The 15,342-nt window shown below is 62.3% G+C and carries 13 protein-coding genes; 7 read left to right on the forward strand and 6 right to left on the reverse strand.

Annotation, left to right across the window (positions count from 1 at the left end; genetic code table 11):
* Positions 1-90: 90 nt before the first annotated feature.
* Both J2X35_RS01725 and J2X35_RS01730 read left to right on the forward strand, forming a co-directional pair.
* Positions 91-1,719 carry a 3-(methylthio)propionyl-CoA ligase gene (locus J2X35_RS01725; protein ID WP_310180526.1) on the forward strand — a complete coding sequence of 543 codons (1,629 nt, stop codon included), beginning with the start codon at positions 91-93 and terminating at the stop codon, positions 1,717-1,719.
* A gap of 72 nt (positions 1,720-1,791) precedes the next feature.
* Entirely contained in the window at positions 1,792-2,574 is a 783-nt protein-coding gene (locus tag J2X35_RS01730; RefSeq protein WP_310180527.1) for a DUF1499 domain-containing protein, read from the forward strand.
* Between the two features lie 20 nt (positions 2,575-2,594).
* Here J2X35_RS01730 and J2X35_RS01735 read toward each other — a convergent pair whose 3' ends face one another.
* Positions 2,595-3,503: an MBL fold metallo-hydrolase gene (locus tag J2X35_RS01735; RefSeq protein ID WP_310180528.1), complete on the reverse strand. Its 909-nt coding sequence runs from the start codon at positions 3,501-3,503 to the stop codon at positions 2,595-2,597.
* 113 nt (positions 3,504-3,616) lie between these two features.
* Between J2X35_RS01735 and J2X35_RS01740 the strand changes: the two genes are divergently transcribed.
* Complete coding sequence (locus tag J2X35_RS01740; protein ID WP_310180529.1) at positions 3,617-4,216, forward strand: biotin transporter BioY; 600 nt, start codon at positions 3,617-3,619, stop codon at positions 4,214-4,216.
* 128 nt (positions 4,217-4,344) lie between these two features.
* Here the strand turns inward: J2X35_RS01740 and J2X35_RS01745 are convergent, their stop codons facing one another.
* Both J2X35_RS01745 and J2X35_RS01750 read right to left on the reverse strand, forming a co-directional pair.
* Entirely contained in the window at positions 4,345-6,291 is a 1,947-nt protein-coding gene (locus tag J2X35_RS01745; RefSeq protein WP_310180530.1) for a nucleoside-diphosphate sugar epimerase/dehydratase, read from the reverse strand.
* 116 nt (positions 6,292-6,407) lie between these two features.
* Positions 6,408-7,763, reverse strand: a complete 1,356-nt coding sequence (locus J2X35_RS01750) for a UDP-glucose/GDP-mannose dehydrogenase family protein (protein WP_310180531.1) — start codon at positions 7,761-7,763, stop codon at positions 6,408-6,410.
* A gap of 74 nt (positions 7,764-7,837) precedes the next feature.
* Between J2X35_RS01750 and J2X35_RS01755 the strand changes: the two genes are divergently transcribed.
* The 4 genes from J2X35_RS01755 (at position 7,838) to cysQ (ending at position 11,763) form a co-directional block, all read left to right on the forward strand.
* Positions 7,838-8,029 carry a hypothetical protein gene (locus J2X35_RS01755; protein ID WP_310180532.1) on the forward strand — a complete coding sequence of 64 codons (192 nt, stop codon included), beginning with the start codon at positions 7,838-7,840 and terminating at the stop codon, positions 8,027-8,029.
* Between the two features lie 92 nt (positions 8,030-8,121).
* A complete protein-coding gene (gene cysD / locus J2X35_RS01760) occupies positions 8,122-9,027 on the forward strand; it encodes a sulfate adenylyltransferase subunit CysD (RefSeq protein ID WP_056107891.1) in 906 nt (301 codons plus the stop codon).
* 2 nt (positions 9,028-9,029) lie between these two features.
* The gene (gene cysN, locus J2X35_RS01765; RefSeq protein WP_310180533.1) at positions 9,030-10,967 is read left to right on the forward strand and encodes a sulfate adenylyltransferase subunit CysN; all 1,938 of its coding nucleotides are present in this window, start codon (positions 9,030-9,032) and stop codon (positions 10,965-10,967) included.
* Positions 10,930-11,763 (forward strand): 3'(2'),5'-bisphosphate nucleotidase CysQ, encoded by an 834-nt coding sequence (cysQ, locus tag J2X35_RS01770; protein WP_405023169.1) that lies wholly within the window; start codon positions 10,930-10,932, stop codon positions 11,761-11,763. Before cysN ends, cysQ begins: the two co-directional genes overlap by 38 nt.
* Positions 11,764-11,777: 14 nt before the next feature.
* Here the strand turns inward: cysQ and J2X35_RS01775 are convergent, their stop codons facing one another.
* The 3 genes from J2X35_RS01775 to J2X35_RS01785 form a co-directional block, all read right to left on the reverse strand.
* Positions 11,778-12,920 carry a DegT/DnrJ/EryC1/StrS aminotransferase family protein gene (locus J2X35_RS01775; RefSeq protein WP_310180535.1) on the reverse strand — a complete coding sequence of 381 codons (1,143 nt, stop codon included), beginning with the start codon at positions 12,918-12,920 and terminating at the stop codon, positions 11,778-11,780.
* A gap of 108 nt (positions 12,921-13,028) precedes the next feature.
* Positions 13,029-13,952, reverse strand: coding sequence for a carbohydrate kinase (locus J2X35_RS01780; protein ID WP_310180536.1), 924 nt, complete (start codon positions 13,950-13,952; stop codon positions 13,029-13,031).
* 91 nt (positions 13,953-14,043) lie between these two features.
* Entirely contained in the window at positions 14,044-15,273 is a 1,230-nt protein-coding gene (locus J2X35_RS01785; RefSeq protein WP_310180538.1) for an ROK family protein, read from the reverse strand.
* Between the last annotated feature and the right edge of the window lie 69 nt (positions 15,274-15,342).

Genomic DNA, 15,342 nt, shown 5'->3' on the forward strand with positions numbered 1-15,342 from the left:
CGGCCAAGTCAAAGCAGAACACGGCATCTGGACATTGCGGCCATTCCTTCCACAATGTCCAAAACAGGGAGCTCGAAGGGAGGAGATCAGATGCTTGGACTGATGCAGGAATGGCCGCTGCTTTGCCACAAGCTCATCGACCATGCGGCCTTGCAGCATGGCAACCGCGAAATCGTCTCGCGTTCCATCGAAGGACCGATAGTCCGCACCACTTATGCCGAGGTGCACGCCCGCGCGCGCAAGGTGGCGCAGCGGCTGGAGAGGGAAGGCTACGGCCTTGGCGACCGCATCGCGACGCTGGCCTGGAACACCGCCCGCCATCTGGAAGCGTGGTACGGCATCATGGGTGTCGGCGCCATCTACCATACGCTGAACCCGCGCCTTTTCCCCGAACAGCTCGTCTGGATCATGAACCATGCCGAGGACAAGGCGATCTTCGTCGACCTGACCTTCATGCCGCTGCTGGAGAAGATCGCCGGCTCGGTCAAGTCGCTGAAACAGGTGATCGTACTGACCGACAGCGCCCACATGCCGCAAACCGCCTTGCCCAATGTGGTCTGTTATGAGGACTGGCTGGCGGGCGCGGATGGCGATTTCCGTTGGAAAACCTTCGACGAAAACACTGCCGCCGGCATGTGCTACACCTCCGGCACCACCGGCGAGCCGAAGGGCGTGCTCTACAGCCATCGCTCCAACGTGCTTCACGCGATGATCGCGGCGATGCCGGATGCTATGGGCATTTCCTCGCGCGATGTGGTGATGCCGGTCGTGCCGATGTTCCACGCCAATGCATGGGGCCTGGGGCAGAGCGGGCCGATGACCGGCGCCAAGATCATCATGCCCGGCAGCAAGATGGACGGCGCATCGATCTATGAACTGCTGGACGGCGAGAAGGTGACTTTCACGGCGGCCGTTCCGACCATCTGGCTCATGTTGCTGCAGTATCTGGAGGAAACCGGCAAGAAGCTTCCCTATTTGAACCGGGTCGTCATCGGCGGCTCGGCTGCGCCGCGCGCAATAATCCAGAAATTCCAGCGGGACTATGGCGTCGAGGTGATCCATGCCTGGGGCATGACGGAAATGTCGCCGCTCGGCACGCTCTGCACGATGAAACCGGAACAGGCGGCGCTGGATGACGATGCGCTGCTCGATCTCAAGCAGACGCAGGGCTACACGCCTTTCGGAATTGAGATGCGGATCACCGACGACGACAACGTGGCCCAGCCATGGGACGGTGTTACGTTCGGCCGCCTGAAGGTGCGCGGCCCGGCCGTCTCCTCCGCCTACTACGGCAATGCCGGCACCGAACAGTTCGACGCTGAAGGCTGGTTTGATACCGGCGACGTCGCGCATATCAATGCCGACGGCTATATGCGGATCACCGACCGCGCCAAGGATGTCATCAAGTCGGGCGGCGAGTGGATCTCGACGATCGAGCTGGAAAACCTCGCCGTCGGTCATCAGGACGTGGCCGAAGCGGCGGTAATCGGTGTGCATCATCCCAAATGGGACGAGCGGCCGCTCCTGGTCATTGTCCGCAAGCCCGGCAAGCAACTGACGAAGGAGGACTTGCTCGCCTTCATGCAGGGCAAGGTCGCCAAATGGTGGATGCCCGACGATGTCGCCTTCGTCGACGAGATACCGCACACGGCGACGGGCAAGATCCAGAAGACCACGCTGCGCAAGCAGTTCGAGGACTATAAGCTGCCGACCGAATGAAGCCCCCTTTTCCGCTTCAATCTCCTTGGGAAACGCTCTAAGCCTTCGTGCGGGCTCGGGTGCTGGGTAAAGATGCGGGATAATTTCCAACGGCGGACCTCGAAAGCGGCTGGCTGGGCGCGGCGCTCCGGCGCCTTCAGCATCGTGCTGCTCGCGACTGTATGGATCGGCCATCATTTCGGCATGGTCGAGACGATCGGCTATCTGTGGGTGTTGGGTCTGGTGGTCCTGCTCGCGGCCAGCGCGCTGCTGTTTGCCGTCTTCGCCTTTGCGCGGCTTTGGAGCCATGGCGACCGCGGCGGCCTTGACCTCACGCTCGGCGCGCTGCTGGCGCTGCTGACGCTCGCGCCGTTCGGCGTTGCCGCCTACTGGCTGACCGCCTATCCCTCCTTGAGGGACGTCTCCACCGATCTCGACGATCCGCCGCAGCTGGATGCCGCCGGCCGGACGGCTGAGATGAATGCACCCGTGCCCGCAACGCCGGGCGAAAAGCGGCTGCAGGCGCAAAACTATCCGCTGGTGACCACGCACCGCTACGATCTGCCATTCGAGGATGTGCTCGCCGCTGTCGAAGCCGTGGTGGCGCGGCAAGGCTGGCGGGTCGAACCAATGCCCGCCTCCGTCGGTCAGGCGCAGATCACCGTGAACGCCGTCGCGTCGAGCTTCGTGCTGGAGCTTCCTGCCGATATCGCCATACGCGTAAGCGACGAGGGTGAGGCGGCGCTCGTCGATATGCGCTCGGCATCCCGCTATGGCCGCCACGATCTGGGCGACAATGCCGCGCGCATCGAACGTTTCCTGTCCGAACTGGATCAGGAAGTGGCGGGGCGGATCGGGCCGGCTCTGGCCGAATAGATATGAAACAGTTCCTGATCCTAGCCGGCAGGAAGGAAAAGACCGTCGATTGACGGCGCTCCGTCAGTCCTGACAATTCCGCGTGCCGACATGTCTTCGAGATGGGCCAGAACCGAAAGTCCGGCGGCGCCGTGCAGCCGGGGATCGGTGTCGCGATAGATCGCCGCTACCATGTCCTTGATCGTGCGGTCGCCCTTGTGCAGCCGCTCCAGTATGGCGCGCTCGCGCATCTTGCGGTGAGCTTTCAGCCCCCGCAGGAAGGTTCGCGGCGCGGTGACAGGTCCGCCGTGCCCTGGCAGGAACAGCCGGTCGTCCCGCGCCAGCAGCTTGTCCAGCGAAGCCATATAGTCGCTCATCGCGCCGTCCGGCGGCGCGACGATTGTCGTCGCCCATGCCATCACGTGATCGGCCGAAAACAGGATGTCGGTCCCCTCAAGCGCGAACGCGGCATGGTTGGCCGTGTGACCGGGCGTCAGCACGGCCTTCATCGCCCAGCCGTCGCCGCGGACGGTATCGTCGTCCTTCACGCGAAGATCGGGAACGAAGTCGGCATCGGCGCTGGCGTCGAGCGGATTTGTCTCGCCGATGCGCAGCGGACGCGCCGGACGGTGCGGCCCTTCCGCGACCGTCACCGCGCCGGTCTCAGCCTTCAGCCGCGCGGCGAGCGGCGAATGGTCCCGGTGCGTATGGCTGACGAAGATATGGCTGACCGGCCGGCCAGCGATCGTTTCCATCAGCGTGTGGAAATGCTCCGAATCATCCGGTCCGGGGTCGAGCAGCGCCAGCGTATCGGAGCCGATCACATAGCTGTTGGTCCCATGAAAGGTGAAGGGGCTGGGATTTCGCGCGGTTATGCGCAAAACGCCAGGCGCAACGGGCACCGCTGCGCCATAGGCGGGGTCGAAATGGCTATCGAATTTGATCTCCATCGGCCTATGATGCTCCCGTTGAACGGCAAAACCGATTGCCGCTTAACATGGAAGCCAATATAGGAAAACCGCGGCGCAGCCATCCTGCTCGCGTCGAACGGATGGGAAAGATCATGGCACTTGCAACTACATTACGTCCGCTGGTTTCCTTCGCGCTGCCGGAAAAAGGCGTCAATCGCCTCGGCATGCAGATCCTTCTGGCTGTCGCCGGAACGCTGCTCCTGACGCTTTCGGCGAAGACGAAAGTTGTTCTCGGCCCGGTAGACCTGTCCTTGCAGACGCTGGTCGTCATGCTGATCGCCGCCGCGTTCGGCATGCGTCTCGGCGTCGCCACGCTGCTGCTTTACATGGCTGAAGGGGCCGCAGGTCTGCCGGTCTTCCAGAGCACGCCGGAAAAGGGCATCGGCCTTGCCTATATGGTGGGCCCGACCGGCGGTTATCTTGCCGGCTTCGTCGTCATGGCCGCCATTGTTGGCTGGGCCGCCGACCGTGGCTGGGACCGTAACCCCTTCAAGCTGTTCGGCGCCGTGATCGTTGCCGACATCGTCATGCTGGCGATGGGCTTCGCCTGGCTCGCCTGGCTGATCGGCGCCGAAAAATCATGGGCCTTCGGCGTCATGCCCTTCCTGGTCCCGGATCTGATCAAGGCCGGCCTCGCCGCCGCGATCGCGCCGGCGGTCTGGTCGCTGATCCCGTCCAAACCCGCAAAGTAAAAAACAGCCCTCACAAGGGGCATCGTTCAGGCCGCTGCCCCGCAAGGGCGGCGGCCTTTTTCATGGATGAGGAAACTTGACGGAGACTTGCCGATTAGCCCGCAGGCTCAGATTTTGCCGACTGCCGATCAGTTGAGCGGATTGCTGTCGGTGACGTCGTCCTTCGGAAAGGATGGCTCGGGCACGCTCGTATTGCCGGGCTTGTATTCGGGGACGATATGGTTGAGCAGCTCGATCGTCCTCGCGCGGTCTTCGCGCAAAACGGCCTCCTGCAAGGTGACAAGCGTCTTGTGCAGGACGCCCTTGTCGATGACGCGCGGCGAGGCGACGAAATAAGTGTCCTCGGGCGAGTGCTCCTGCATCTCGGAGGGGTCGAAAAGCTCTTCGTAGAGCTTCTCGCCGGGACGCAGTCCGGTGAAGACGATGTCGATATCGACGCGCGGCCTGAAGCCGGCAAGCTGGATCATGCGCTCGGCGAGGTCGACGATGCGGACGGGCTTGCCCATGTCGAGCACCATGATCTTGCCGCGCTCATCCTGCTTGCCGTGCTCGTGCGAGGACGCGTTCAGCACCAGCCGCACCGCTTCCGGTATGGTCATGAAGAAACGCACGATGTTCGGATGGGTAACTGTAACCGGACCGCCATTGGCGATCTGCTCCTGGAAACGCGGCACCACCGACCCGTTCGACCCGAGCACATTGCCGAAGCGGACCGTCTTGAAGCGCGTCTTCTGCGAACTGATATCGACGGACTGGCAATAGGCCTCGGCCGCCCTTTTGGTCGCGCCCATCACATTGGTGGGATTTACGGCCTTGTCGGTCGAGATCATGACGAAATTGGTCGCGCCGTATTGCAGGGCGGCGTCGGCCACGTTTCGGGTCCCGAGCAGATTGGTCTTGACCGCCTCGATGGGGTTGGCCTCGACCAGCGGCACATGCTTGAGCGCCGCCGCGTGGAACACCGAGTCCGGATGGAATTCGGCGAAAAGACTGGTCACCCGGCCCTTGTCGCGCACGTTCACGATCCGCGTCACGACATTGAGGTTGGGGAAGTTTTCCTGGATCTCCATGTCGAGCATGTAGAGGTGGTATTCGGAAAAATCGGTCAGGATCAGCAGGCTCGGCCCAAAGCTCGCTATCTGGCGGCAAAGCTCCGATCCGATCGAACCGCCGGCGCCGGTGACCAGAATGACCTTGTTGTTGATCAGCCGCGCGACGCCTTGCAGATCGGCCACCACTTCGGGCCGTCCCAAAAGGTCGCCGAGTTCGATGGCCTTGGGCTGAAGCATCGTCTGGCTGGTGATCAGCGACGTTTCCGTGAAGTCCGGAATTCTCGAAGCCTTGATGCCAAGCCGCGCCGCCTTCTCGACGATTTCAGCGAGATGCTGGCGGTTCGGACCGATTTCGGTGATGATGATCTCGGAAATCTTGGTCCGGGATTTTTCCAGCCGGCTGACGATCTGGCCGAGCGAAGCGAAATCGCCCAGCACCTTCACGCCCTGGACAATTCGCGTCTGGTTGAGAACGTTGTCGTCAAGTATGCCGGCGACATGGAAGTCGCTTCTTGCGCCACGGCGATTGGCCCGGATGAAGCTTTCGGCATTGTCCGTAAGCCCGTAGAGCAGGACGTTGATGGATTTGCGTGATGGCGATCGCTCGCTGTCGGCGGGCAGCAGAAACGCCCGTTCCATGAACAGTCGATACACCAGCCGCGAAGTCGACAGTCCGGCGATCATGAACAACAGAGTCAGGACCGGCACCGAGCGCGGCACATTGCTGCCGCGCGTCAACAGGAAAGCGAAGACCGTATAGGTGATGACGGTGGCGAAGCTGACCTTGATGATGGTCGTGAGGTCGGGAATGGAAACGTATCGCCACGATCCGCGATGCATGGACAATAGCCAGAAGAACAGGGTGAAAACGCCGGCAAAAGCCAGCGTCTTTTCCTGGATTCCGGGAACGTTGCGATAGAGATCGACGCCGAAAATTGTCAGGTAGGAGCAGATAAACGCGCCCGCCGCCGTGACGACGTCAAGAACAGAACCCGCATACCTCAGGATACGATGCTGATTCACGTTCTGTGTATTCCCCGGGCACTGTCGTCAGTCACTGTAGTCTCCTCCCATCGGTTCTCCAAGAAAACTAAAATTTCCATCCGAAATAGAACCTGCAGGTCGCAACCAGGTAAGACCTAGGCCGCTTTGCCGGCAAACAGGCTCGCGGAGTCGCCACGGCCGATCGCGTAATACAGAAAGCCGTAGTCCCGCAGTTCCATCGGCTCATAAAGGTTGCGTCCATCGACGATGATGGGATTTTTCAGCTCGGATTTGAGCTTTTTGAAGTCAACAATGCGGAATTGTTTCCATTCCGTGCAGATGACAAGCGCATCGGCTCCCGTCACGGCGTCTTCCTGCCTGGCGCAGAACACCAGATCCTGCCGGTCTCCGTAAACACTGCGCGCCTTGTCCATGGCCGCCGGATCAAAAGCCCGCACATGCGCGCCATTGGCCAGCAGGGCGTCGATCAGGGCCTGGCTCGGCGCGCTGCGCATATCGTCGGTGTTCGGCTTGAAGGCCAGCCCCCATACCGCGATGCGGCGTCCCTTGAGGTCGCCGTCGAAAATCTGCTCCAGCTTGCGAAAGAGCACGTTCTTCTGCGCATTGTTGGTTTCCTCGACCGCCTTGATGAGCGGAGCGTCATAGCCCACCTGATCCGCCGTACGCCCGAGCGCCTGTACGTCCTTCGGGAAACAGGAGCCGCCATAGCCGCATCCGGGATAGATGAAATGATAGCCGATGCGGGGGTCCGAGCCGATCCCGAGACGCACCTGTTCGACATCGGCCCCCAGCCGTTCGGCCAGATTGGCGATCTCGTTCATGAAGCTGATCTTCGTCGCCAGCATGACGTTGGCGGCATATTTCGTCAGTTCCGCCGAGCGCGGGTCCATGAACATCACCTTGTCATGGTTGCGGCTGTACGGCGCATAACACTCGCGCATGACCTTGCGCGCCCGCTCGGAGTTGGTGCCGACAATGATGCGCGCCGCCTTGGTGAAATCTTCTATCGCGGAGCCTTCCTTGAGGAATTCCGGATTGGAGCAGACCTCGAAATCATGCGCCTTTCCGAGCAGCTTCTGGGTTTCCAGAATCTTGTTGTGGATTCGGTCGATGGTGCCGACGGGCACCGTCGACTTGCCGACGACGACCTTGAACTCGGACATATGCGTGCCGATCGTCTCGGCCACCGACAGGACGTGGGTGAGGTCGGCCGAACCATCCTCGTTCGGGGGAGTTCCCACGGCGATGAAGACGATCTGGCCGAACGCCACGGCTCCGGCGGCATCGTTGGTGAAGACGAGGCGTCCGGCTTCCTGATTCTTGGCGACAAGCTCCGGAAGCCCGGCTTCGTAGATCGGAACAATGCCGTTCTTCAGCCCGTCGATCTTCTTCTGATCGACATCGACGCAATGAACCTCATGGCCGACTTCCGCAAAGCACGCGCCGGTGACCAGACCCACATAGCCTACGCCAAAAATAGTGATTTTCAATTTCGCTTCGCCTTGTCCAGAAGTCGCGCGCCGGTCTACCACCACTGACACGGAACTGAAATGGAATTGTGACAATGGCCGCCGCAGCCCATCGGCTGCAAACGGCAGTTTTTTCGGCCTGCGCCGGCGCGATGGGTTCGGCGGATGCATGGCTGCGGAACCGGGGAAGAAGTTTGTCGCATTTCGCCGATGAGCGGAAAACCATGTCTCTCAAAGGGGTGTTTGCCAGCTTGATATTGCGTGTTCTCAAGTTGGCTGGCTGCTAAAAAGCCCATTGGAACGGCTGGCTCCCGGGCCGGCTGGTTCTTGGTCCCAAGACGGCCGGGAGCCTTTTTGGCATGAAAGAATACCTGGCCCCATGAACATCGCGCTCACGCACCTTCAACGGCTCGAGGCCGAGTCCATCCATATTTTTCGGGAAGTCGTGGCGAATTTCTCCAAGCCGGTGATGCTCTATTCCGTTGGCAAGGACTCGGCCGTGCTCATGCACCTGGCGATGAAGGCTTTTTATCCAGCCAAGCCGCCTTTTCCGTTCCTGCATGTCGATACGACCTGGAAGTTCCGCGAGATGATTGCCTTCCGCGACGCCATGGCGGAGAAGCTCGGTATCGACCTGCTCGTCCATGTGAACGAGGACGGCGTGCGCGATAATATCAACCCGTTCGACCACGGCTCCAACACCCACACCCACATCATGAAGACGGTGGCGCTGCGGCAGGCGCTTGACAAATACGGTTTCGACGCCGCTTTCGGCGGCGCCCGCCGCGACGAGGAGAAGTCGCGCGCCAAGGAGCGCATCTTCTCTTTCCGCAACGCGCAGCACGCCTGGGACCCGAAGAACCAGCGCCCGGAAATGTGGAACATCTTCAACACCCGCATTTCCGCCGGCGAGTCGATCCGGGTGTTTCCGCTGTCGAACTGGACCGAACTCGATATCTGGCAGTACATCCTGCAGGAAAGCATCCCGATCGTGCCGCTCTATTTCGCCAAGGAGCGCCCGGTCGTCGAACGCGACGGCATGCTGATCCTCAAGGACGACGATCGCATGCAGTTGCGGCCGGGCGAAAAGGTGGAGAACCGCATGGTGCGGTTCCGCACCCTCGGTTGCTACCCGCTGACGGGAGCCATCGAATCCGATGCCGATACGCTTGAGGCCATCGTCGGCGAGATGCTGACCGCGCGCACGTCCGAGCGCCAGGGACGGCTCATCGACCGGGACGAGTCCGGTTCCATGGAAAAGAAGAAGCGCGAGGGTTACTTCTGAGTATGCGTCACATTCCGGCCGAAAGCCTCGTCCCCTCCGACAAGATCCGCGACTACCTGCTCGCCCAGGAGCATAAGTCGTTCCTGCGTTTTTTGACCTGCGGTTCGGTCGATGACGGCAAGTCGACGCTCATCGGGCGTCTCCTGTCCGACACCAAGCAGATCTTCGAGGATCAGCTGGCGGCGCTGGAACGCGATTCCCGCAAGCACGGGACGACGGGCGAGGACATCGATTTCGCGCTGCTGGTGGATGGGCTGGAGGCCGAGCGGGAGCAGGGCATCACCATCGATGTCGCCTACCGCTTCTTCGCCACCTCCAAGCGCAAGTTCATCGTCGCCGACACGCCCGGCCACGAGCAATACACCCGCAATATGGCCACCGGCGCATCGACCGCCGACCTCGCCATCGTGCTGGTCGATGCTCGCCAGGGCGTGTTGCGCCAGACCCGGCGCCATTCGATCATCGCATCGCTGCTCGGCATCCGCCACGTTGTCGTGGCGGTCAACAAGATCGATCTGGTCGATTTCGATCAACAGGCATTCGATCGCATTGCCGAATCCTATCAGGCCTTTGCCGCCAGTCTCGGCTTCAAGACCATCACCCCGATCCCGATGTCGGCCCGTTTCGGGGACAATGTCACCAGCCCGTCATCGCGCATGGAATGGTATTCCGGACAGACGCTCATCGAGCACCTCGAAGACGTGGTGGTCGACGATGCCGTCAACGATCTGCCCTTTCGTTTCCCCGTCCAGTATGTGAACCGGCCGAACTTGGATTTCCGTGGCTTTGCCGGAACCATAGCGTCGGGTTCGGTCACGCGGGGCGAGGAGATCGTCGTCGCCAAATCCGGCAAGGCGGCGCGCGTCAGGCGCATCGTCGCGCATGGCGGCGATCTTGAAAGCGCGGTTGCGGGGCAGGCTGTCACCCTCGTCCTGGATGAGGAAGTCGAGGTGTCGCGCGGCAACATGCTGGTCGCGCCCACCGCCCGTCCGGAGGTTGCCGACCAGCTTGCCGCCAACATCGTCTGGTTCGATGAACAGGCGCTGCTGCCCGGCCGCTCTTATATCCTGAAGACGGAAACCGACCAGGTCAGCGCCGTCGTCACCGATTTGAAATACCGTCTCGACGTCAACGATTTCTCGCAGGAAGCCGCCAGGTCCCTGGCGATGAACGAGGTTGGTGTCTGCAACATCTCGCTGCGCGCACCGATCGCCTTCGACCCGTTCGCCGAGAACCGCTCGACCGGCGCGTTCATCCTCATCGACCGCATCACCAACACGACCGTCGGCGCCGGCATGATCACGCACGCTTTGCGGCGGGCGGCGAACATCCATTGGCAGTCGCTTGATGTCGGCAAGCGGGCGCGGTCCGACATGAAGAACCAGCGGCCGGCTGTGTTCTGGTTCACGGGCCTGTCGGGCTCCGGCAAATCGACCATCGCCAATCTGCTGGAACGGAAGCTCTACGCCAACGGCCGCCACACCTACATTCTGGATGGCGACAATGTGCGCCACGGCCTCAATCGCGATCTCGGCTTCACCGACGCCGACCGCGTCGAGAACATCCGCCGGGTGGCCGAGGTCGCCAAGCTGATGGCCGATGCCGGCCTGATCGTCATCGTGTCGTTCATCTCGCCTTTCCGGGCCGAGCGCCGCATGGCGCGCGAACTCATGGAAGGGAAGGAGTTTGTCGAGGTGTTCGTCGATACGCCCTTCGAGGAATGCGCCCGGCGCGACCCGAAAGGCCTCTACGCTCGCGCTCTCAAGGGCGAGATCAAGAACTTCACCGGCGTGGACTCTCCCTACGAAGCCCCGGAAAGCCCGGAGATTCATCTGAAGACGCTCGGCAGATCGGCCGAAGAAATGGTAGAAGCGGTCGAACAGTGGCTTACCGAGCGTGACAATGCCGAAAACCAGTACGACTACGGCGGCGGCATCTGACGACGCGGCAATGCTCGCGGCGTTTGAGCATCTCGCGCTCGCCGCGGGCCGCGAGGTCATGCGCGTTTTCAAGGCCGGCTGCGCGGTCGAGCAAAAGGCCGACCAATCGCCCGTAACCGAAGCTGACCGGATAAGCGAAAAGATCATCCTTGCCGGACTGCGCAGCCAGTTCCCGCATATCCCCTGTGTTGCCGAGGAGGAGGCTGCCGCCGGCGAAGCCCCATCGGATCCGGGCGACGTTTTCTTTTTGGTGGACCCTCTGGACGGCACCAAGGAATTCGTCAGCAGGCGCACGGACTTTACCGTCAACATCGCCCTGATACGGCATGGAGCGCCGGAGATCGGCGTCGTCTACGCGCCGTGCAGCGGCCGGTTCTTCTCGGGCCGGCCGGGGTTTGCCGAAGCATTGGAGATCGATGAGGATTTTGCCATCGCGGGTCGTCGGCGGATCGCGGCGCGCGTGGCCATCGAGCCGCTGACAATCGTCGCCAGCCGGTCGCACAACACGCCCGAAACCGAGAGCTACATCCGGACCATCGGTGCGGCCGAGATCGTCTCGGTCGGATCGTCGCTGAAATTCTGCCTGCTTGCCGGCGCGGAAGCCGACGTCTATCCGCGCTTCGGCCGGACGATGGAATGGGATACGGCGGCGGGCGACGCCGTCCTGCGCGCAGCTGGCGGCATGACCCGCACGCTGGACGGACTGCCCTTGGCCTACGGCAAGCGCAACCAGGCCGCCGATGTCGATTTCGCCAACCCGAATTTCATCGCCAGCGGCGCGCTCACTCCGCCTTGAGGGAGGATCCGAGCCTACTCCGCCGCCGCATCCGCCGAGTTCGAGCCGATATAGTTGCGGATCGTCTCGATGATGCGATCCTGGTCGGCGGCTTCCAGATAGGGATGCATCGGCAGGCAGAGGATACGGTCCGGCAGCCCTTCCGAAACGCCAAGGCCGGTCGGCGTGCGCGGATAATCGCGATACGCCACCTGCTCATGCAGCGGCTTGACGTAATAGATGACCGAAGGAATGCCCTTTTCCTGCAGATGAGCCTTCAGCCCGTCGCGCTTCGGCGTTTCGATGGCGTATTGCGCCCAGGCCGAGCGGCCGCTCAGCGGGTTGCGCGCCGCCGTCACCACGTCGCCGAGCCCCTGCGCGTAGCGGTCCGCCACCAGCCGGCGGGCTTCCATTTCCTCGTCCAGAATGGCCAGCTTCTCGATCAGGATGGCCGCCTGCAACGTGTCCAGCCGCGAATTCAGGCCGACATGGACGTTGTCGTATTGCGTCTCGCCCTTGCCGTGGAAGGCGAAGGAGCGGAGCCTTTCGGCTAGGTCGCCATCATTGGTGAACATCGCGCCGCCATCGCCGTAGCAGCCCAGCGGCTTGGCCGGATAGAAGCTGGTTCCAGCCACATGGCCGAAGGCGCCGCACATGCGCCCGTCCTTGGAGCCGCCGATGGACTGGGCGGCGTCTTCGATCACCAGGAGTTGTTCGCGTTTGGCGATTTCCATGATCGCGTCATAGTCGGCGGTGAGGCCGAACAGATCGACCGGAATGATGGCGCGGGGCCGCAGTCGGCCTTCGGCTTTGACCATCTCGATCGCCGCCGCGAGACTGGCGATATCGATATTGTAGGTTTCGGGATCGACATCGACGAACACCGGCTCGGCCTTCGCCAGCGCCACCACTTCCGCCGTCGCGGCAAAGGTGAAGCTCGGCACGAACACGGCGTCGCCGGGTCCGATGCCCGAGGCATAGAGCGGTAGAAGAAGCGCGTCGGTGCCGTTGGCGCAGGCGACGACATGCTTCACCCCGGCATAGGCTGCCAGCTTCTGCTCGAATTCTGCAACCTGCGGCCCGAGGATGTAGCGGCCTTCCTCGACGACGTTTTCGATCGCCGTCTTCAGCCGCTGGCCCAACCGTTTCCTTTGCGCCGCCAGATCGATGAACTGCATGTCTTTTCGCTTCCGTTACCGAATTTGCCCGCTGGTATCAGACTTACATAGGCCGGAAAAGGCGCAAGATCACCTTGTCATCCAGCCAGCCAATGGAGCTTTGGGCGATCAGGCGATCTCATGCCGCCAGGGCGGATTGGCGCCGGCGCGCGAGACAGTCACGGCGGCGGCCTTGGCGCCGAGAGTGAGCGCGCTGCGGATAGCGTCCTCGGTGAGATGGGCGATTGCGGTCTTGGAGAGAAGCTTCTGTTCGTGCAGGGAGGCGAGCACGCCGCCATTGAAAGTGTCGCCGGCCCCGACCGTATCCACCACATCGACTTTCTGCGGCATGACGGTGACCGTGTGATGCTTTGTGTAGCCCATCGCGCCCTTCGAACCATGGGTGACGACGACCAGTTTTGGGCCACGTTCCAGCCAGCGCTGTATTACCGCTTCGGGTGAACCGTCCTCGCCGAACCAGGCGAGATCCTCGTCGGACAATTTCACGATGTCGGCCATGGCCATCATGTTGCGGATACGCGCCAGATGCCTGGCCTTGTCGGGGATGAAATTGGGGCGGATGTTGGGGTCGAGCATCATCACGCGATCGGCCTGCTCGCGCCGCATGAAGTCCTCGTAGGTGCCGCCTGCCGGTTCAGAGATAAGGCTGATGGCCCCGAACAGCATGGCGTCCACGCTATCGTCGAGTTGAGGCAGGTCCGCTGGCGTCAGCATCCGTCCCGCGGTGTTCTCGTCGTAGAAGACGTAGCTGGCGTGGCCGTCGTTCAACTGGACGAAGGCCAAAGTCGTCGGCCGGTCCGAGAGTGGCGCATAACGCGTGTCGACATGGCTCGCCGCCAGCGCCTCGCGCAGCTGCTTGCCGAAGAAATCCAGCGACAGGCCGGAAAAGAAACTGGCCGGCGCGCCGAGCCTTCCCAGCGCAATCGCGGTGTTGAAGACAGCGCCGCCGGCATAGGGCGCAAATGCCCCTTCCTGCGCCGTCGTATGGCGCGGCAGCATGTCGATGAGGGCTTCGCCGCAGCAAAGGATCATGATGGTCAGTATTCCCGAAGATGGATCTGGACGATTGTTGGCCCGCCGGATTGCACAGTCGCGGGCAGGGCAGGGGTACAGAAAGACACGGTCAAGGCGTCCTGACCACGGAGTTCGCCGGACCGACGAGAAATCGCTCCGAAAGCGGCAGGCTGGCCCCGCCGAGAGCGCGCGCATGAATGCCGACGGTGCCCTCACGCACGGATGGCAGTTTCAAGCCCTCCGCATCGACCTTGCCCAGCGCCCTGGCGACTTCGTTGACAAGCCGCGCACGCACGGCGGTTGGCATCCACCCATCGATCACCGCGGCCTCGAAATCGATGACCGAGCTGGCCGACACGATGGCGTAGGCGAGCGCCGAAGCGGCGCTGCCGATCCATTCATCCAGCTCGACGCCGATGTCGCCCCAGTCTTCCGGTGAGGTCCAAAGGTGCGATGCCTCGACGCCTTTCGCGTTGAGCGCCTTCTCCAGCGCGGCCACCGAGGCGACGTCGATCAACTGCGCCGGCCGCCCGTTGGTGCCCGGCACCGGCATTGATCCCAAAGCGCCTGCATTGCCGGTCGTGCCGCTGTAGATGCGGCCGTTGAGCACGATACCGCCGCCTGCGAACGCGCCGATATAGAAATAGACGAAATCGCGCCCGCTGCCGCCTGTCCCGAACACCAGTTCGGCGCCGCAGGCTGACGTCGCGTCGTTCTGAAGGTAGACCGGGAAGGCGCACAGCGCCTGAACTTCCGCGCGGATGTCGCGATGCCGCCATTCGTCCATCACTTCGCGCGGCGCGCCGGCGGCGTCCGCCCAGTTCCACAGCTCGAACGGCATGGCGATGCCCAGTCCGGCGATACGCCGGCGCTCGCTCTCGCTCAGACTTTGCTGCAGTTCCCCTATGCCGCTGGCGACGAACCTCACCGTCTCGCGCGCTGTCGGATAACGATAGGATTGCCGCTGCATCGCGCGGAGATTGCCGAGAAAATCGATGAGCACCAGCTCGGCGCTGCGGCGTCCGATCTTGAGGCCTATGAAATAGGCGCCGTTCGGGTTGAGCGACATCGGAATGGATGGCTGGCCGATGCGCCCGCGCAACGGCGCTTGCCGCAGCAGCAGACCTTCCTCCTCCAGCTCACGCATGATGACTGACACCGTCTGCGCCGACAGGCCGGTCATCCGGGCGATGTCGGATTTGGCCAGGCTGCCCCTCTCGCGCACCAGCGACAGCACCAGCCGCTCATTGTGGTCACGCATGCCGCTCTGGTTGGTGCCGCGGTGAAAACGGCTCTCTGCCGGCTCGGGAGAGCCGTCTCTCGAAGTGCCGGTTTCCACCGCTTCCTCCCTGATTTTTATTGGAAATTCTTTTGCATCAGAATGGTGCCGCACCGCAACTGTGTCAAT

Origin of the sequence: Mesorhizobium sp. BE184, assembly GCF_031457045.1 — a bacterium.
Taxonomy (GTDB): Bacteria; Pseudomonadota; Alphaproteobacteria; order Rhizobiales; family Rhizobiaceae; genus Mesorhizobium.